Below are 17,529 nucleotides of genomic sequence, written 5' to 3' on the forward strand. Positions count from 1 at the left end.
CCGCGCCGCGCCCTCAGCCCGTTTCGGCCAGCCGGGCGAGGAACTTGCCGTACCGGGTCTTCTTGAAAAAGGCCGCATGTTCCAGCAGCGCGTCGCGGTCGATCCAGCCCTTGCGATAGGCGATCTCCTCGGGCGCACTGATCTGTAGCCCCTGCCGTTCCTGCAGGGTGCGCACGAAATTGCCCGCGTCCAGAAGGCTTGCATGGGTGCCGGTGTCCAGCCACGCATAGCCGCGGCCCATCCGCTCCACCGTCAGCGCGCCATCGGTCAGATAACCCTGCAACAGATCGGCGATCTCAAGCTCGCCCCGGGCCGAGGGGGTCAGCGCCCGGGCCCGCGCCGGCGCGGTGCCGTCCAGGAAGTAGAGCCCGGTGACCGCGTAGTCCGAGGCCGGGCGCTCGGGCTTTTCGATGATCTCGACCGCCTTCGTGCCGGTGTCGTCGAAGGTGATCACGCCATAGCGTTCGGGGTCGGTGACCTGATAGCCGAAGACCGTGCCGCCGGTTTCCTGCCGGTCGGCATCCAGCAGGATCTCGGGCAGGCCGTGGCCGAAGAAGATGTTGTCGCCCAGCACCATCGCCGAGGGGCAGCCGTCCAGGAAGTCCTCGGCCAGCAGATAGGCCTGCGCCAGCCCGTCGGGCGAGGGCTGCTCGATCCAGGTGAAGGACAGGCCCCATTTCGCCCCGTCCCCCAGCAGGCGCTTGAACTGCGCCTGGTCCTGGGGGGTGGTGATGATCGCGATCTCGCGGATACCGGCCAGCATCAGCGTGCTGAGCGGGTAATAGATCATCGGCTTGTCATAGACCGGCAAAAGCTGTTTCGAGACGCCCATGGTGATCGGGTAAAGCCGGGTGCCCGAGCCCCCGGCCAGGATGATGCCCTTGCGTTCGCTCATGTCGTCCGTCCTTGTTCCTGATCGCCCCGGTTCCGCCGTCCGGGCCTGTTCGGGGCCGGTGTTCCGCAGGGTCGCGCGACAATCAAGTCCGGAATGGCAGCATGCTTTCCGAAGCGCGACCAGCGCGGCAGGACAGCCATAGCGCGCGACAGGCGGCGGCCGGCCCGGTGCGCGGGGGCGGGCGGCGTTTCGAATCGGACTTTGAGGCAGGATTTCGACAGCCCCGCAAGGGGTCGGCCCGTCAATGCGGCAAATTCTGGGCAGATTTTCGAAGGGAAGCGGAAACAGAGCGCCGGTTTCGCCGCCACTGTCCCGGACCGTGCCGCAAAGCAGCGAGAATACGCCTTTCTTCTGGCAAGAAGCGGACAAAGACCCTAGAAATTAAGGCAGGGTTGGGGCAACGGCGATCCCGGTATTTCGGACATCGTCGAATTGTAACGATATATTTTCGGGGGTTCTAAACCATGATTTCCGGCAACATTTCCCAGTTTGATGCCATCGTTACACGTTTTCCCGAGGCGCTGCCGCTATCGGAGCCGGCCGCCCGGCAGCCGCTGGCCTTCCGCCTGTTCAAGTTCGCCATCGACAAGGGCATGGCGCTGGCCGCGCTGCCGCTGATCCTGTCGACCGCGCTGATCCTTCTGGTGCTGAACCCGATCCTCAACCCCGGCCCGCTGTTTTACCGGCAGGAACGCATGGGGATGGGCGGGCGCCGCTTCACGATGTGGAAGTTCCGCACCATGCTGCCCGCGCCCGAGGCCGTTCGCCATCACGCCGCGCCGCTGGAGGTGGACCGGATCACGCCGCTGGGCGCCTTCCTGCGGAAATTCCGCATCGACGAGCTGCCGAATTTCTTCAACGTGCTGCGTGGCGAGATGAGCGTCGTGGGCCCCCGCCCCGATGCCTGGTCCCATGCCACGGCCTATATCCAGACCGTCCCCCATTACCACAGCCGCTTCGGCGTGCGCCCGGGGATCACGGGGCTGGCCCAGGTCTGCGGCGGCTATGCCGACTGCGCCCATTCGATCCGCCGCAAGGCCCGCTATGACCGGTTCTACGTGACCCGCCCCGGCATCGCGATGGAACTGCATGTCATCTGGCGCACCGTCGCCGTGGTGATGACCGGCTTCGGCGCCCGGTAACGCGCCCCCCGGCGGGCCCGGCCCACCCCCGAACGACAAAAGCCCCGGCCGCCCGGCCCGGGGCTTTCTGCATGCGATGGGGCCCCCGCCGCACCCCGCCCCGGCAAGGCACCCGGCCTCAGGACGTCAACTGCCGCAGGCCCTGCTCGATCATGTGGCGGGCAAGGCGCGAATGCGGGATACCCCTGCGCTTGGCTTCCGCTTTCAACGCGTCCAGCTCGGCCTGCGAGATCCGCATTTCCAGACGTGCGTCCTTTTTCGCAAGATCGAAGCGGGCCGGGGCGAAACCGGACAGGTCGTAGTCGGACAGGTCGGCCTCATCCGTGAAACGCTCGGCCTCTGCGTCTGTCGTCAGGACAGGCAGGGGGGACTTACCGGGTTTGTCGTTCATAGCTTTCGACCTCCTTTCGGTGCATGTAGCGCGCACTTACGGGGCGGATGCGCCTGTTTCGGAAGGTGAAGGCGACAAATGCATATCGCCCTTCATCTGTCCGTCCGATGGCCTTGAAACGTTGCTCCGTGTCCGAATGGGTTGGCTGGTCGTGAACGGCGGGGACGTTCAGGAAGACCTGCTCGACCTCTGCCTGTGTCATGCCGTGCTTTCCGCATTTCGGCCAGTTGCCTTCGTCCCAGTCAAACCCTTCGAACGCAATCGATGTCATAGGTCAGTATAACATTTGTACGGACAAAATCAAGGATGCCCGGCCCTACCCCAACGCCTCCGCCACCGCCGCGCCGAGGGCAAGCGATGCGGTCAGCCCCGGGCTTTCGATGCCGTACAAGTTCACCACGCCGGGCAGGCCGTGAACCTCTTCGGTCTGGATCGCGAAATCGGCGGCCGGTTCGCCGGGGCCCGACAGCTTGGGGCGGATGCCGGAATAGTCGGGGCTGAGCGCGCCATCGGGCAAGCCCGGCCAGTAGCGGCGCACCGCGGCATAGAACCCCGCGCCCCGGGCCGGGTCCACGTCATAGGACAGATCCCCCGGCGCCAGCCCCGCGGCCAGCCATTCGACATCGGGGCCGAATTTCACCTGCCCGCCCATGTCGATCGTGGCATGCACCCCCAGCCCGCCATCGACCGGCGCCGGGTAGACAAGATGCGTAAACGGCCGCGCCCCGGCCAGCGTGAAATAGCATCCCCGCGCGAACCGCATCCGCGGGATCGACCCCGCGGCCAGCCCGCCGATCCGGCCCGCCACCTCGGCCGCATAAAGACCCGCGGCATTGACCAGCCGGCGTGCCGTCACCTCGGCGGGGTCGGGCCCGCCGGTCCAGACGCGGAGCCCCTGCCCCTCGACCTCTGCCCGGACCAGCGGGGCGCGCAGCGCGACATGGCCGCCCGCGGCCTCGATCCGCGCGACCAGCGCCAGCATATAGGCATGGCTGTCGAGAATGCCCGTTTCGGGCGACAAAAGCGCGGCCTCGGCCACGACCTGCGGCTCCAGCGCCTCGACCTCCGCGCGGTCGATCAGGCGCAGGTTTTCCACCCCGTTGGCCGCGGCCCGGGCGGCGATGGCCTCGATCTTCGGGATCTCGTCCGCATTGGTCGCCACGACGATCTTGCCGCATTTGCGGAAGGGCACGCCGGTTTCCTGCAGGAACGGGTAGAGCATCCGCCGCCCGCGCACGCACATCTCGTGCTTCAGGCTGCCGGTGGGGTAATACAACCCCGCATGGATCACCTCGCTGTTGCGCGAGGACGTGCCCGAGCCGATCAGGCCCTCCGCCTCCAGCACCAGCACGGTCTGCCCCTGCCCGGCCAGGGCCGCCCCGCAGGCCAGCCCCACGGCGCCTGCACCGATCACGATCGCGTCGAAGTCGAACATCCCGGGCCGCTGCCGCTCTGGTTGTGGTCCCGGGGTTCTAGAAGAGGCCCCGGGCAAAGGCAAGGCGGGCAGGAAAACCGCGGCAGCCCCCTCAGATCGGTGTCAGCCCCGCGCTCAGCCATTCTGCGAACGCCGCCTCGCTCAAATCCCCTGCCGCCAGATCTTCCATCATCCGCACCCCCTCTTCCGGCGCGGGCCGAAAGGCAAACCCGTTCAGGCGAAGGAACGTGACCCCGGTCACGAACCCCGTGCGCTTGTTGCCGTCGATGAAGGCATGGGCCCGGGAGATGCCGAACGCATAGGCCGCTGCGATCTCTGGCAAGCCTGCCGCCTCATAGGCGGCACGGTTCAGCGCCCGTGCACAGCCCGCCTCCAGAAGTGCCCGGTCGCGCAATCCGGTCGCGCCCCCGTGGCGCGCGATCTGCCGATCGTGAATGATGATGATCGCAGGCAGCGGCACCCAGACCGGGGCGGTCACGCAAGGGCCTGAAGCAGATCGCGGTTCTCCTCCATGACGATGTCGGCGGCGGCCAGCGCGGCGGTCACCGACGGGTCATGGGCCGTGATCTTCAGGCTGCCGTCATCGCCGCGCAGGACGAAAACCGTGTCGCCTTCCTTGGCATCGAGGACGGCCAGCATTTCCGTGCTCAGCGTCACGACGGCGGAGTCCCCGACCTTGCGGATCCTGGTTTCGAACATGGGGCCCTTCCGTATCCTTTTTCACATACAGATATAGCCCCGACCGTCCCGCCCCCCAAGCACCCCGTGAACAAAACGACCCCGGACGCAACATTCCGCCGGAACGGGAAACCGTTTCGCCCCAAAACTCCCCTGCCGGGCACGGCCGACTTGAAAACGCCATGTTCCGGAAGTATCAGCGCCGCAGTTTTTCGGGAGAAATGCGTTTCATGCAGCCAGACATCGTATCGCTCGCCATTCCGGAAGTGAAGCTCATCACCCCGCGAAAATTCGGGGACAGCCGCGGCTTCTTTTCCGAGGTCTACAACAAGCGCAGCTTCGCCGCGGCCGGGATCGAGATCGACTTCGTGCAGGACAATCACTCCCTGTCGGGCACCGTCGGCACCGTGCGGGGGTTGCATTACCAAAGCCCGCCCTTCGCCCAGGACAAACTGGTGCGGGTGCTGAAAGGCGCGATCTTCGATGTCGCGGTCGATCTGCGCAAGGGCTCGCCCACCTACGGGCAGCATGTCGCCGCCACGCTGACCGCCGAGGACTGGACCCAGATCCTCGTGCCCATCGGCTTTGCCCACGGCTTCATGACGCTGGAGCCGGACACCGAGGTCGTCTACAAGGTGTCGAATTACTACGCGCCCGACAACGACCACGGGATCCTGTGGGACGACCCCGCCCTTGGCATCGACTGGCCGCTGAAAGGCATCGACTTCGAAGTGTCCGACAAGGACCGCGTGCAGCCCAAGCTCGCCGATATCACCTCCCCCTTCGCATAAGCCCGACCGGCCGGGCGGCCGGGGGGTCACATCCCTATCAAGGAGGTCGCCATGACCGAGATCAATCATGTCCTCGTGACCGGGGGCGGCGGCTATATCGGCACCGTTCTCATCCCGATGCTGCTGGCCGATGGCTACAAGGTCCGCGCGCTCGACCGGTTCTTCTTCGGCCGCGAATTGCTGCCCGAAGATGACAACCTGGAAATCGTGGTGGAAGACACCCGCCGCCTGGCCCCCGAACACCTGGCCGGGATCGACGCGGTGATCGACCTCGTGGCGATCTCCAACGATCCCTCGGGCGAGCTGTTCCAGGACGCCACCATGGCGATCAACCGCGACAGCCGCATCGCCTGCGCGAAGCTGGCCAAGGCGGCGGGCGCCAAGCGCTATATCCTGCCCTCGTCCTGCTCGATCTACGGTTTCCAGGAAGAAGGCGTCATTTCCGACGAGACCTGCCCGACCAACCCGCTGACCACCTATGCCCGCGCCAACGAGATGGCAGAGCATGGCGTGCTGCCCCTGGCCGATGACACGTTCTGCGTGACCGTGCTGCGCCAGTCCACGGTCTATGGCCTGTCCCCGCGGATGCGGTTCGACCTGGCGATCAACGGCATGACCTATGGCGCGTGGAAGACCGGCAAGCTGCCGCTGATGCGCGACGGCAGCCAGTGGCGCCCGATGGTGCATGTGGCCGACACCGCCAGCGCGCAGAAATTCATGCTGACCGCGCCCGCCGACAAGGTGAATGGCGAACTCTTCAATGTCGGGTCGGCGGCGAACACCTACCAGCTTGGGCCGCTCGGCGAAATCGTCGCCAACCGCGTGCCCCGCGATGTGGAAATCGAATGGTACGGCGACCCCGACCATCGCAGCTATCGCGTGGCCTTCGACAAGATCGAGGCGCTTGGCTGGAAAGCCTCGAAAACCGCCGAGGACGGGGTGGACGAGATCTGTGCAGCCCTTGAGGCCGGGACCACCGACAAGACCACGAAGACCATCACCCTTGAATGGTACAAGGAACTGGTCCGCTGGCAGCAGATCGTCCATGCCACGGAGCTTGACGGAAAGATGCTTGCGCTATGAAGGTTCTGCTGCTGGGCCCGAACGGGCAGCTCGGGTCTGACATCCAGACCGCCCATGCCGCCGCGGGAGAGCCGTTCCAGCTGATCCCGCTGGAGCGTGAGCGGCTTGACGTCTCGGACCTGGCGGCCATCGGCCCGGCGCTGAACGGCATCGCGTTCGACGTGCTGGTCAACTGCACCAGCTATCACAAGACCGACGAGGTGGAGGACAACGCCGCCCTCGCCTTTGCCGTCAACGCCCACGGGGTGGAGGAGATGGCGAAGGCCTGCGCCGCCAGGGGCGCGCGGTTCATCCATGTCAGCACCGATTACGTCTTCGGCGGCGATACCGGGCGCACGGAATTGCTGACCGAGGACGCCCCCACCGCACCGGTCAATGTCTACGGCGCGTCCAAAGCGATGGGCGAGACGCTGATCCGGCTGGCCTGCCCCGATCACGCGATCCTGCGGGTCTCGTCGCTTTTCGGGGTGGCGGGGGCCTCGGGCAAGGGCGGCAATTTCGTGGAAACCATGATCCGCGTGGGCCGCGAGCGCGGCGCGCTGAAGGTGGTGTCCGACCAGATCATGACGCCGACCGCCACCGCCGACATCGCAGACGCGATCCTTGCGCTGCTGACCAGGGGCGCGCCTTCGGGCACCTATCACGTGGCGGGCACCGGCGCGGCAAGCTGGTACGACTTCGCCTGCGAGATCATCCGCGCCGCCGGGGTGGAGGCCACCGTCACCCCCTGCACCAGTGCCGAGTTTCCCGCCCGCGCCCACAGGCCCGCCTACAGCGCGCTGGACAACGGCAAATGCGCGCGCGAGATCATGGCCATGCCGCCCTGGCAGGACGCGCTGGAACGGTATCTGAAGGCCAAGGGGCATATCGGCTGAGACCGCGGCCGGGGCGGAAAAGTTTCGCATGCGAAACTTTTGGCCCCGCTGATCGCCCCATGGAAGGGACACGGCGCCCGATGGGCCACGACATCCACAGCCCCCGCCTGCGCCTGTCCCCCCACGGGCATTACGTCTGGATCGACGCGGTCCGGGGCATCGCGGCGCTGGCGGTGGTGGTGTTCCACTATCACCATTTCTACCTGGCCGACGCCCTGGCCCGGCCCGGCCTGCCCGAAACCTCCAGCTTTCCGTGGGCGGCGCTGTTCGACCCGCTCTACCGCCACGGCCATTACGCGGTGGAACTCTTCTGGGTGATCTCTGGCTTCGTCTTCGCCCATGTCTATCTGCCCCGGCCGACCACCGCCCGAAACTTTGCCGCCGCGCGCCTTGCCCGGCTTTACCCGCTGCACCTGGCCACGCTTCTGCTGGTGGCCGGGGTGCAGATGTTCAGCCTGAACAGGCTCGGCCACTGGCAGATCTACGCCAATAACGACCTGCCGCATTTCCTCATGAATCTGGGGATGGCCAGCCACTGGACCTACCTGACCCCGGGGCTCAGCTTCAACGGCCCGATCTGGTCGGTGTCGCTGGAACTGCTGTCCTATGGGCTGTTCTTCCTGTCGCTGGGGCTCTTGCGGCGCGGGGGCGCGGGCTTTGCCGCGGCCCTGACGGCGGCCTGTTTCGGCATATACGCGTCCGGGCTGTCCCTGCCGCCGCTGCGCCTGACCGACATCTTCCTGTGCGCCACGCTGTTTTTCACCGGGACGACCCTTTATTTCCTGCACGGCCTTGCCGAAACCCGCCGCGCCTGGGACGGCGTCACCCTTGCGGGGCTGGCAGGCCTGTCCATGCTGGCCCTGATGGCGGGGCGGGACGATGTCGCGCTGATCGGGATCTGCGCCGCGATCGTGCTGGTCACCGCGATGCTCGACCGGCTGTTCCCCCGGGTGCCGGCGGTGTTCCGCATGCTGGGCGATACCAGCTACAGCATCTATCTGGTGCATGTGCCGATGCAGATGATCGTGCTGACCGCGGCCGACCTGTTCTTCGGGGGCAGCCGCGCCTTCGCAACCCACCCGCTGACGCTGCCGGTCTATGTGCTTGCGGCCCTCGGGCTGGCCTGGGTCGTGCATGTCCGGTTCGAACGGCCGGTCGGCCGGGCCCTGCGCCGGTGGATGGAACGGCGCTGAGACCACCCCTGCCCCGGGCGCGCGGAATTCAATTAACATATTGATATAAATTACATTTATTGTTAATCAGGGGGATTGGGCCAGCTTGACTTGGCCGCCGGGCCTTTTGTACGACATCTGGGGCATTTCAGCATTTTGGGAGTTTTCGCGTGAAGTATCGCAGGGATATCGACGGCCTGCGTGCCGTGGCGGTCGTGTCCGTGGTCGTACACCACGCCTTCGCCTCCCTTTCGCCCGGGGGTTATGTCGGGGTCGACATCTTCTTCGTGATCTCGGGCTTCCTGATCGGGGGCATCATCCGGGACGAGATGCAGGAGGGCCGGTTCTCGCTGCTCGGCTTTTACGAACGGCGGGTGCGGCGGATCCTGCCCGCGCTGTTTGCGGTGCTGCTGTTCTGCCTTGGGACGGCCTGCCTGCTGTTCCTGCCCGAGGATCTGAACGCTCTGGGCGGGTCGCTGGTGGCGGCGCTTCTGTTCGTGTCGAACTTCTTCTTCCTGCTGGAAATCGACTATTTCGCCGCGCCCCTCGACAGCTATCCGCTGTTGCATCTGTGGTCGCTGGCGGTGGAGGAGCAGTTCTACATCGTGCTGCCCGCGGTCTTTCTGCTGCTCTGGCGCTTTGGCCGCCGGACGGTCTTTCTGACGGTTGCGGCGTTTTCGGCGCTGTCCTTCCTTGCCTCGGTCGCGGCGGTCGAGTTGTACCCGTCGGGGGCATTCTACATGCTGCCGACGCGGTTCTGGGAACTGGGCGCGGGCGTGCTGCTGGCCATGGCGGCGCCGGATATCCTGGCCCGGCGCCGCGCGGGTCCGGGGCCGGCCCTTGCCTCCTGGGCGGGGGCGGGGCTGATCGCGGTCAGCGTGGCGGCGTTCTCGGAGCGGACGGCCTTTCCCGGGGCCACGGCGGTTCTGCCGGTGCTGGGCGCGGTGCTGCTGATCTGGGCGGGCCCGGCGGCGCCGGTCAACCGGTTGCTTGCCACGCGGCCCTTCGTGGCGGTGGGGCTGATCAGCTATTCGCTCTATCTCTGGCACTGGCCGCTTCTGTCCTTCCAGCAATATGCCACCCTTGGCCCGGTGCCGCCGCTGCAGGTGGCCGGCGCGGTGGCCCTGTCGGCGGTCATGGCCACGCTGAGCTATTACCTGATCGAAACCCCGGTGCGCCGCCGGCGCCTGGGGCTGCGGACGCGGCGGGCCGTGTTCGGCGCGGCGGGGGGCACGATGGCGGCACTGGCCGCGGCGGGGGTCGCGCTGGTCATGGGGCAGGGCTGGCCCGCCCGCTGGCAGGCGAGCTCGCTTGACGCGATCCATGCCGCCTATCGGCCGGTCGATCTGGGCGGGCCCGATGCGCGGCGGATCGCGCGGCCGGGGCTGGGCGGGTTCGTCTACGCGGTGGGCCCCGACAAGGCGCGGCCCGATTTCATCGTCTGGGGGGACAGCCACGGGCTTGCCATGCGGCGGGGCGTTGCGAAGGCGGCCAACGACACCGGGCTTTCGGGCCTGCTGATCGGCAAACATGCCTGCATGGGGCTGCTTGGCGCGCGCTACATGAAGATGCCCGCCTGGCATGGCTGCGCGGCGCATAATGCCGCCGTGATGGACTATATCGCGGCCGAGCCCCCCGAAACCGTCGTGCTGATCTCACGCTGGGCGATCCACGACCTTTACGAATTCCTCGAAACGCCGGGGGGCCGGGCGCCGCTGTCCCATCTGCTGCCGATGCAGCGGCAGGGCCGTTTCGAAGACGCGGTCGATGCCACCCTGACCGGGCTGCGCGCGGCCGGCGTTGCGCGGATCGTCTGGATGCGCACCGTGCCCGAGCAGACGACCGACATCCCCCGAACACTGGCCAAGGCCGCGGAATGGGGCCGGGCCCCGGCGCCCGGATCGCCCCACGCCGCCCATGCCGCGCGCAATGACGGGATCGACGCGCTGTTCGACCGGTTCCCCGGAACCGTGCGGATCGCGTCCGATGCGCATCTGTGTGCCGACGGGATCTGCCCGATCGCGCGGGAGGGCGTCGCGCTTTACAAGGACCAGACCCATATCAGCCCCTTCGCGGCAGAGGGGCTGGCCCCGGCCCTGGCACAAGCGCTGACCGGGCCGCTGGCAGAGTGACCCCGCCCGAAAAGTTTCGCATGCGAAACTTTTGGCGGGTCGCGCGCGCTATCCCGCGCGCCGCCTGACCCAGCCCAGGAACGCCTTGTCGGGGCTTTTCAGCCGCTGCCGCCCCGTGGCGGCCCAGACGCCGCGCCATTCGGCCTCCAGCGCATAGACATCGGCGCCGGGGATCAGGGCCCGGGCGGCCTCCAGCGCGTCGGGGGTCAGATGCGGGGCGGTTGGGCCGGGCTCGGTCACCGCGCCCTTGGGGGTGACGCGGATGATATCGCCGGGTTCCTCGACCAGGTCGTAATCGGGAATGTTCCCTTCCCTGATGATCTCGCGCAGCATCGCGCGGAAAACGCGGCGCGGACTGGCAGAGCCGGTCTTCTTGCACAGCGTCTCGACCGAGACCTGCCAGCCCGCCTGCCGCCCGCAATGCTTGCGCGCCAGTTCGTAAAGCCGCCGCTCCAGCGGCTTGCGCAAACCGAAATAGTCGCGGGACAGCGTCAGCACCGATTTCGACAGCACCGCGCGGTACAGCCATTCCGACAGCGTCACCGCCACACTGACCATCCGGCCGCCCCGGGTCTTGCGCACGATCTGCCAGCTTTCGATCAGACCGAAACCGGTGGTCGTCTCCGCCTCGCCCGTGACGATATTGGTGGTGATGCGGGTGCCGGCCAGCCGCTCGAACGCGTCCCTCAGCCGCCGGTAGCCATCGCCGGAGGTTTCCCGCCCGGTGGCAATCAGCAGGTCATGGGCGGTCAGCGTCAGCCGCCGCGCGGTGGGGCGCCCGGCATTCAGCGCGGCCATCAGTTGGCTGATGCAGAAAATCAGGATATCGGCATCGAAGATCGTCGCCCGCCCCTTGACCGAAGGCGTCACCGTCACCCGCACATCGTTATGGACATAATCGAGGATGCGCCGGTCGGGCCGGGTGGACAGCGAGAAGAGCGGATGCTCCATGCTGGCGAGATCATGCTTGGGGACGGCTGCGAAAAAATCGCAGACGAAGAAATCCTGCTGCACGGGGACTGCCCCCGATCCTGCCGCGGTCGCTGCCCCGGTCATCGCCTGCCTGTCCTTACTGCCCGCTCCGGCCTGCTCTGGCCGGTCATTGCCGGCCGCCCCGTTTTTCGGGGTTTCATTGACACCCCACCCTAGGGGCTGTGGATAAGTCCGTCCAGCCCGGAGCGGGATCCGATCGGGGGTTCGGAGTCGGGATGACGTGGGATCGGAGTCGCCTTTTCGGGGGTTCAGAGTCACCCCTGCCCCCGCGATACCCCCCTGCCCTTTTGATTTCCAAGGATTTTCCTGTTGCCAGGGATCCCCCTTAACTATGAAATAACATCAAGATAACAAAGACCCCGCCGGGACAGCGCCCCCACCCAGCGACATCGCCCCGCGAATCGCGCCGGATTTGCTGAGAAAAGACAGGGGAAGAGACGTTCTGCTTGGCGTATGCCGTGTTTTGTGACACATTGGTCAAAACACGATACATCGGGGGACGAGCATGACAGGCAAAGACCTGCCTCCCTATTTCAACATCTCGCCGGACAAGGCGCTGGCGGATCTGCCGCCCCCCACCCGGACCGCCGATCTTCGGGACATGGCCGAGGCCTGCGCCCGGGGGCGGAGCGATCTGGCCGGCCGGGGGCTGGATGAAACCGGCGCACGGCGGCTGCGGCCGTTCTCCACCTGGGAGATCACGAAATACCTGATCCCGGTGGCGCCCGCCCATTTCCGGCGCGTACTGCGGGAAAACCCCGACCTGCCCCAGGGTGTCAGCGAGACCGAGGGCGGCGCGAAATGGTTCACCCTGGACGAGGTGCTGCGGCTGCGCGCCCATTTCGGGGCGGCCGGGTCGAAGGCCAAGGAATACCTGCCCTACCGCCCCGAGGGGCTGCCCGCCAAGATCGTGGCGGTGGCCAATTTCAAGGGCGGGGTCGGCAAGACCGCGACGGCGGCGCATCTGGCGATGTCGGCGGCGCTCGACGGCTACAAGGTGCTGGTGGTCGATCTGGACAGCCAGGGCTCGATGACCTCGATCTTCGGGGCGAAGATCGCCGATGAATGGGACACCGTCTTTCCCCTGCTGGCCCGCCATTACGGCGAACATCTGCGGGCCGAGAACCAGCGCCGGCTGGACCGGGGCGAGGCGCCGCAACCCCTGGACGACACGCTGACCGAGGCGATCAAGATGACGCCCGCCGATGTCATCAAGCCCACCCACTGGCCCAATATCGATCTGATCGGGGCGCAGCTGAACCTGTACTGGTCGGAATTCCAGATCCCCGTCTGGCGGATGAATGCGCGGTCGTGGAAGCTCTGGGATGCGCTCTCAGAGGCGCTGGAGGCCGGCGGCGTGCTGGACCGCTATGACCTGATCTTCCTCGATACGCCCCCTGCCCTTGGCTATCTGACGATCAACGGGCTGGCCGCGGCCGACATCCTGCTGGTGCCGGTGGGGGCGTCTTTCCTGGAATTCGACAGCACGGGGCGGTTCTTCGACATGCTGCACGCCACCTTTTCTTCGATCGAGGAGGGGGAGAACATGGCCGCCCGCGCGCTGGGGCGGGAGGAGCTGTCTTTCGAATGGGACGCGGTGCAGGCGGTCATCACCCGCTTCGACGCCGCGCAGCAGGCCGAGATGGCGGCGCTGATGCAGGCCTATATGGGCCGGACCCTTTCCCCCTTCCGGCAGGATTTCACCGCACTCATCGGTCAGGCGGGCGAAAGCGTGAACGGGATATACGAGGCCGATTACCGCGATTTCAACCGGGACACCTATGCCCGCGGCCGCGCGACCTTCGATGAAACCTATGCCGCCTTCAAGCGGCTGCTGTTGGGGATCTGGCGGCGGGAAGAACGGGCGCGGGCGGGTCTGGCGGCGGAGTGAAAGTTTCGCATGCGAAACTCTGACCGCCCGAAAAGTTTCGCATGCGAAACTTTTGGCCCCGCCCATCCCGCAAGGGGACAGACCCGGGTCTGGCAGGAAAAGGGACGAAAACCATGGCCAAACGCAAGCGTCTGAGCCCCGCGGCACCGGACATCCTGGGCCCCGCGCCAGAGACCAAGGCGATGGGGGTGGCCGGGGTCTATCGCCGGCCTGCGCCGCCGATTGCCGATGTCTCGGGCGACGCGGCCACCCGTGCCGCGCTGGAGGAGGTCAGCCGGGAACTGACCTCGGCGCGCGCCGAGGGGCGCTTCGTGATGCGCCTGCCGCTGGAGGCGGTGGAGGCGGGGCACCTGGTGCGCGACCGGATCGCGATGGACGAGGACGACCTGACCACGCTGATGGAGAGCCTGAAGGCCCGCGGCCAGCAGATGCCGATCGAGGTCGTCGATCTGGGCGCCGGGCGCTATGGGCTGATCTCGGGCTGGCGGCGGCTGACGGCGCTGAAGCGGCTGCATGCGGAAACCGGGGAAGACCGTTTTACGCAGGTTCAGGCTCTGGTCCGCACGCCCGAAGGCGCGCCGGAGGCCTATGTCGCGATGGTCGAGGAAAACGAGATCCGCGCCAATCTGAGTTTCTACGAACGCGCCCGGATCGCGGTAAAGGCGGTGGAGCAGGGGGTGTTCCCCCGGCCGCTGGTCGCGGTGCGGGAACTTTTCGCCGCCGCGCCCGCGCCGAAACGCTCGAAGATCCTGACCTTCACCGCGCTGGTCGAGGCGCTGGACGATGCCTTGCGCTTTCCCCATGCGATCCCCGAACATCTGGGGCTGAAGCTGGTCGCGGCGCTGGAGGAGGAGGCCGGCTTTGCCGACCGGCTGGTCGCGGATCTGGCCGCGGCCGACCCCGAGGACGCGCTGGCCGAGCGCAAGGTGCTGGACGCCGCGCTGAAGGCGCTGGGGCAGGGGGCCCGGCCCGCCGCCCCGCCCGCGGGGGAGGAACCGGCCCCCGGCGTGACGCTCAAGCGCGGGCGCGGGCGGCTGACCCTGTCGGGGCCGGGGGTGGATGACGCGCTGATCGGCGCGTTGCGCGACTGGCTGGCGGCCCGGGGGGCGGGGCAGGGCTGATCCCGCCTGCCGCCGTCCGGCGCTCGCCCGAAAAGTTTCGCATGCGAAACTTTTGCAGGTCTCAGGTCCGGTCGTAGATGTCTTCGTACCGGATGATGTCGTCCTCGCCCAGATAGCTGCCGGTCTGCACCTCGATCAGGTACATCGGCAGCCGGCCGCGATTGGCCATCCGGTGCACGGTGCCCAGCGGGATGTAGACGCTCTGGTTCTCGGTCACCAGTTTCACCTCTTCGCCGAGCGTCACCTCGGCCGTGCCCTCCACCACGATCCAGTGTTCGGACCGGTGCATATGGCTTTGGAGGCTGAGCACGCCGCCGGGCTTGACCATGATCCGCTTCACCTGGAAGCGCCCGCCAAGGCAGAGCGTTTCATACCAGCCCCAGGGTCGGTGAAAGCGGGGATAGTCGTCGGCCTGTGCGACCTCGGCCGCGCGCAGGGTGCTGACCACGGTTTTCACGTCTTGCGCGCGGGACTTGTCGGCCACCAGCACCGCGTCGCGCATCGCCACGGCGACGATGCCCTCCAGCCCCAGCCCGACAAGGTGAATGTTGCCCTCATGCGCCTGCAGATAGCTGTCGGTGCAGTCGATGGCGGTGACGGGGCCATCGGTGACCATGCCGTCCCCATCGGGCCCCCGCGCCTGCCACAGCGCATCCCAGGACCCCAGATCGGACCAGCCCCCCGACAGCGGCACCGCGGCCACGCTGCCTGCCTTTTCCATGATCGCGTAGTCGAACGAGATCGCCTCTACCGCCCCATAGGCCTCGGGGTCGAGCCGCAGGAAGCCCAGGTCTTCCTGCCCCTTCGCGATTGCCGCCCGGCAGGGGGGGATCAGGTCGGGGGCGTGGGTTTCGAACGCGGCGATCACATCGGCCACGCGAAAGAGGAAAATCCCCGCATTCCACAGATAGGTGCCCGCGGCCAGGAAGCCTTCGGCGGTGGCCAGGTCCGGTTTCTCGCGGAAGCTTTTCAGCGCCACCGCGGCGCCGTCTTCGGGCGGCCCCGACAGTTCCAGATAGCCATAGCCGGTTTCGGGGCGGTCCGGCGTGACGCCGAAGGTGACCAGCGTGCCGCCGGTGGCCGCGCCCGCCCCGGTGGCGACCGCCTGCAGGAACACCGGCAGATCGGCGATCACGTGGTCGGAGGGGGCCACCAGCATCTGCGCCTCGGGGCTGTCCGCCAGCAAGAGCGCGGCGGTCAGGATCGCGGGCGCGGTGTCGCGCGCCACCGGTTCGATCACCACCCGCGCATCCGAAAGCCCCAGGCTTGCCGCCTGTTCGGAGGCCATGAAGCGGAACTCGTCCCCCGTCATGATCAGGGGGGCGGCGAACTCCGCCCCGGCAAAGCGGCGCAGCGTCTGCTGGTACAGGCTTTCGGGGCCGATCAGCGGGGCGAACTGCTTGGGGTAAGCCTTGCGCGAGGCGGGCCAGAGGCGCGTGCCCGAGCCGCCGCAGAGAATGACGGGATGAATCATGAAAGCTCCTTGCCGGTTGCGGGGCGTGGATGGGGTGGGGACTCCATAGCCCATCGCGGGCCGGACGGGAAAGGATCGTGCCGGGAACCCGTTTGCAAAGCGTGAAACCGGCCCCTGCGTGACAGGTTCCGGAACAGGGAAAGTCCAGAACGTCGGAATGGGGCGGGAAAGGATGGGCGGGGACGGCCATCGGGGGGTGCTTCGGTCGTGGATTGTGTCGTTTGCGTCGCTAAATGGTTAACCGTTTGAAGATTGTTAACCGTTTGAAGATGGCCGGCGCCGGTATCGCGGCCCCAAAGCAGACCCGCAGCAAAGGACTGCAAGACATGGCATTGTTCCCGGATATTTCCGAATACAGCTCAGAGACATGGATGCGCGTGCCCGGCGACTGGCGCCGCCCCGCGGTCGACGAACGCTACACCGTCCTTTGGGACAGGGCGCGCAAATACGGCCAGGTGTCGCCCCGCCCCGCGGCGGCGGATGTGCCGGCATTCTACGAGATACAGGATTACTACACGCATTCCGGCACCGCCCTGTCCGCGGGCGCGACCAGGACCATCGGCCAGAAGGCGCTGGAACATCTGGCATGGAGAGCCGACAGGGGCACCGAACCGGATGCGCGCTGGTGGGCGGAGATCCTGGGGGACGCGCCGCGCCGTATCCTCGAAATCGGCTGCGGCAACGGCACCAACCTGACCACGCTGGCCGCCCTTGGCCATGATGTGACCGGGGTCGAACCCGACCCCGCCGCCCGCGAGGTGGCGCGCAAGGCCGGGTTCGAGGTTCATCCCGGCACCGCCGAGGCCTTGCCCGACCGGCTTGCGGGCGAAACCTTCGACGCGGTGGTCTTCATGCATGTCCTGGAACATTGCGTAGATCCCGCCGCCGCGATGGGCAATGCCGTCGGCCTGCTTGGAACCGGCGGTCTTCTGATCGCCGAGGTGCCCAACAACGAATGCCTGGGCGCCGCCCATTTCGGGCCGCTCTGGCACTGGCTCGACGTGCCGCGCCATCTGAACTTCTTCACCCGCAACAGCCTGTGCGCGCTGTTCGAGGATGCCGGCCTGTCGGTGGAGGATGTTCTGTTCCGCGGCTATTGCCGCCAGTTCGGCCCGGCCTGGCGGGAGGTGCAGGCGCATATCGCCGCCGTGTTCGGCATGGACCGGGACCGGCGCATCGGCACCCGGTCCTACTGGCTCTACCTGCTGCAAACCGCCGCCGCCGCCCCGGGGAAGAAATACGACTCCGTCCGGGTCGTCGGCAAATTGCCCCGCTGATCCGGGGCAGGGGGCGGGCCCGGCGCGCAAGGCCGGGGAATGCGTGGCTTTGTGCCGTCTTGGCCCGATCGGTCACACAACCGCCCCCCCGCCGTCCCATTGTTTCCGCATCGGCCGGTAATTGCCGCGTCCGCGCCCCCCTCTGGCCCCAATTCCGTTGCAACCAAAGCGAAAAAAGC

The 17,529-nt window shown here is 67.1% G+C and carries 17 protein-coding genes; 9 read left to right on the top strand and 8 right to left on the bottom strand.

Annotated elements, in window-relative coordinates:
• Nucleotides 1–13: 13 nt before the first annotated feature.
• The gene (rfbA, locus tag RGUI_RS20920; RefSeq protein WP_081536398.1) at nucleotides 14–895 is read right to left on the bottom strand and encodes a glucose-1-phosphate thymidylyltransferase RfbA; all 882 of its coding nucleotides are present in this window, start codon (nucleotides 893–895) and stop codon (nucleotides 14–16) included.
• Between the two features lie 464 nt (nucleotides 896–1,359).
• On the opposite strand from rfbA, the gene RGUI_RS20925 reads away from it, so the two are divergent.
• Nucleotides 1,360–2,037, top strand: coding sequence for a sugar transferase (locus tag RGUI_RS20925; RefSeq protein WP_156883131.1), 678 nt, complete (start codon nucleotides 1,360–1,362; stop codon nucleotides 2,035–2,037).
• Nucleotides 2,038–2,155: 118 nt separating this feature from the next.
• Here RGUI_RS20925 and RGUI_RS20930 read toward each other — a convergent pair whose 3' ends face one another.
• The 5 genes from RGUI_RS20930 to RGUI_RS20950 all read right to left on the bottom strand — a co-directional run bounded on the left by RGUI_RS20930 (nucleotide 2,156) and on the right by RGUI_RS20950 (nucleotide 4,562).
• Nucleotides 2,156–2,428 carry a CopG family antitoxin gene (locus tag RGUI_RS20930; protein WP_081536399.1) on the bottom strand — a complete coding sequence of 91 codons (273 nt, stop codon included), beginning with the start codon at nucleotides 2,426–2,428 and terminating at the stop codon, nucleotides 2,156–2,158.
• On the bottom strand, nucleotides 2,409–2,699 hold the full coding sequence (locus RGUI_RS20935) for a BrnT family toxin (protein ID WP_081536400.1): 291 nt from the start codon (nucleotides 2,697–2,699) through the stop codon (nucleotides 2,409–2,411). Before RGUI_RS20935 ends, RGUI_RS20930 begins: the two co-directional genes overlap by 20 nt.
• Before the next feature lie 45 nt (nucleotides 2,700–2,744).
• The gene (locus tag RGUI_RS20940; RefSeq protein WP_081536401.1) at nucleotides 2,745–3,863 is read right to left on the bottom strand and encodes an NAD(P)/FAD-dependent oxidoreductase; all 1,119 of its coding nucleotides are present in this window, start codon (nucleotides 3,861–3,863) and stop codon (nucleotides 2,745–2,747) included.
• 91 nt (nucleotides 3,864–3,954) lie between these two features.
• A complete protein-coding gene (locus tag RGUI_RS20945; RefSeq protein ID WP_081536402.1) occupies nucleotides 3,955–4,341 on the bottom strand; it encodes a type II toxin-antitoxin system death-on-curing family toxin in 387 nt (128 codons plus the stop codon).
• Complete coding sequence (locus RGUI_RS20950) at nucleotides 4,338–4,562, bottom strand: transcriptional regulator/antitoxin MazE (RefSeq protein WP_081536403.1); 225 nt, start codon at nucleotides 4,560–4,562, stop codon at nucleotides 4,338–4,340. Before RGUI_RS20950 ends, RGUI_RS20945 begins: the two co-directional genes overlap by 4 nt.
• A 209-nt stretch (nucleotides 4,563–4,771) precedes the next feature.
• On the opposite strand from RGUI_RS20950, the gene rfbC reads away from it, so the two are divergent.
• The 5 genes from rfbC (at nucleotide 4,772) to RGUI_RS20975 (ending at nucleotide 10,594) form a co-directional block, all read left to right on the top strand.
• Nucleotides 4,772–5,332 (top strand): dTDP-4-dehydrorhamnose 3,5-epimerase, encoded by a 561-nt coding sequence (gene rfbC, locus RGUI_RS20955; protein WP_081536423.1) that lies wholly within the window; start codon nucleotides 4,772–4,774, stop codon nucleotides 5,330–5,332.
• Between the two features lie 51 nt (nucleotides 5,333–5,383).
• Nucleotides 5,384–6,415 (top strand): NAD(P)-dependent oxidoreductase, encoded by a 1,032-nt coding sequence (locus RGUI_RS20960; RefSeq protein WP_081536404.1) that lies wholly within the window; start codon nucleotides 5,384–5,386, stop codon nucleotides 6,413–6,415.
• Nucleotides 6,412–7,290 (top strand): dTDP-4-dehydrorhamnose reductase, encoded by an 879-nt coding sequence (gene rfbD / locus RGUI_RS20965; protein ID WP_081536424.1) that lies wholly within the window; start codon nucleotides 6,412–6,414, stop codon nucleotides 7,288–7,290. The genes RGUI_RS20960 and rfbD overlap by 4 nt, the downstream gene beginning before the upstream one ends.
• A gap of 59 nt (nucleotides 7,291–7,349) precedes the next feature.
• Nucleotides 7,350–8,483: an acyltransferase gene (locus RGUI_RS20970; protein ID WP_172841236.1), complete on the top strand. Its 1,134-nt coding sequence runs from the start codon at nucleotides 7,350–7,352 to the stop codon at nucleotides 8,481–8,483.
• A 149-nt stretch (nucleotides 8,484–8,632) separates the two neighbouring features.
• Nucleotides 8,633–10,594 (top strand): acyltransferase family protein, encoded by a 1,962-nt coding sequence (locus tag RGUI_RS20975; RefSeq protein ID WP_081536406.1) that lies wholly within the window; start codon nucleotides 8,633–8,635, stop codon nucleotides 10,592–10,594.
• A gap of 48 nt (nucleotides 10,595–10,642) precedes the next feature.
• Here the strand turns inward: RGUI_RS20975 and RGUI_RS20980 are convergent, their stop codons facing one another.
• A complete protein-coding gene (locus tag RGUI_RS20980) occupies nucleotides 10,643–11,650 on the bottom strand; it encodes a replication initiator protein A (RefSeq protein WP_081536407.1) in 1,008 nt (335 codons plus the stop codon).
• A gap of 442 nt (nucleotides 11,651–12,092) precedes the next feature.
• On the opposite strand from RGUI_RS20980, the gene RGUI_RS20985 reads away from it, so the two are divergent.
• Together RGUI_RS20985 and RGUI_RS20990 are read left to right on the top strand one after the other, a co-directional pair.
• Entirely contained in the window at nucleotides 12,093–13,478 is a 1,386-nt protein-coding gene (locus RGUI_RS20985; protein WP_081536408.1) for an AAA family ATPase, read from the top strand.
• A gap of 113 nt (nucleotides 13,479–13,591) precedes the next feature.
• A complete protein-coding gene (locus tag RGUI_RS20990; protein WP_081536409.1) occupies nucleotides 13,592–14,599 on the top strand; it encodes a ParB N-terminal domain-containing protein in 1,008 nt (335 codons plus the stop codon).
• A 61-nt stretch (nucleotides 14,600–14,660) separates the two neighbouring features.
• Here the strand turns inward: RGUI_RS20990 and RGUI_RS20995 are convergent, their stop codons facing one another.
• Entirely contained in the window at nucleotides 14,661–16,073 is a 1,413-nt protein-coding gene (locus RGUI_RS20995; RefSeq protein ID WP_081536410.1) for a mannose-1-phosphate guanylyltransferase/mannose-6-phosphate isomerase, read from the bottom strand.
• A gap of 326 nt (nucleotides 16,074–16,399) precedes the next feature.
• Between RGUI_RS20995 and RGUI_RS21000 the strand changes: the two genes are divergently transcribed.
• Nucleotides 16,400–17,350, top strand: a complete 951-nt coding sequence (locus RGUI_RS21000; protein WP_172841237.1) for a bifunctional 2-polyprenyl-6-hydroxyphenol methylase/3-demethylubiquinol 3-O-methyltransferase UbiG — start codon at nucleotides 16,400–16,402, stop codon at nucleotides 17,348–17,350.
• The last annotated feature ends 179 nt before the right edge of the window (nucleotides 17,351–17,529 follow it).

It is taken from the genome of Rhodovulum sp. P5 (assembly GCF_002079305.1).
GTDB lineage: Bacteria > Pseudomonadota > Alphaproteobacteria > Rhodobacterales > Rhodobacteraceae > Rhodovulum.

Coding starts and splice junctions, on each gene's coding strand:
- rfbA (WP_081536398.1), bottom strand. CDS start 895: ATGAGCGAACGCAAGGGCATCATCCTGGCCGGGGGCTCGGGCACCCGG.
- RGUI_RS20925 (WP_156883131.1), top strand. CDS start 1,360: ATGATTTCCGGCAACATTTCCCAGTTTGATGCCATCGTTACACGTTTT.
- RGUI_RS20930 (WP_081536399.1), bottom strand. CDS start 2,428: ATGAACGACAAACCCGGTAAGTCCCCCCTGCCTGTCCTGACGACAGAC.
- RGUI_RS20935 (WP_081536400.1), bottom strand. CDS start 2,699: ATGACATCGATTGCGTTCGAAGGGTTTGACTGGGACGAAGGCAACTGG.
- RGUI_RS20940 (WP_081536401.1), bottom strand. CDS start 3,863: ATGTTCGACTTCGACGCGATCGTGATCGGTGCAGGCGCCGTGGGGCTG.
- RGUI_RS20950 (WP_081536403.1), bottom strand. CDS start 4,562: ATGTTCGAAACCAGGATCCGCAAGGTCGGGGACTCCGCCGTCGTGACG.
- rfbC (WP_081536423.1), top strand. CDS start 4,772: ATGCAGCCAGACATCGTATCGCTCGCCATTCCGGAAGTGAAGCTCATC.
- RGUI_RS20960 (WP_081536404.1), top strand. CDS start 5,384: ATGACCGAGATCAATCATGTCCTCGTGACCGGGGGCGGCGGCTATATC.
- rfbD (WP_081536424.1), top strand. CDS start 6,412: ATGAAGGTTCTGCTGCTGGGCCCGAACGGGCAGCTCGGGTCTGACATC.
- RGUI_RS20970 (WP_172841236.1), top strand. CDS start 7,350: ATGGAAGGGACACGGCGCCCGATGGGCCACGACATCCACAGCCCCCGC.
- RGUI_RS20980 (WP_081536407.1), bottom strand. CDS start 11,650: ATGACCGGGGCAGCGACCGCGGCAGGATCGGGGGCAGTCCCCGTGCAG.
- RGUI_RS20985 (WP_081536408.1), top strand. CDS start 12,093: ATGACAGGCAAAGACCTGCCTCCCTATTTCAACATCTCGCCGGACAAG.
- RGUI_RS20990 (WP_081536409.1), top strand. CDS start 13,592: ATGGCCAAACGCAAGCGTCTGAGCCCCGCGGCACCGGACATCCTGGGC.
- RGUI_RS20995 (WP_081536410.1), bottom strand. CDS start 16,073: ATGATTCATCCCGTCATTCTCTGCGGCGGCTCGGGCACGCGCCTCTGG.
- RGUI_RS21000 (WP_172841237.1), top strand. CDS start 16,400: ATGGCATTGTTCCCGGATATTTCCGAATACAGCTCAGAGACATGGATG.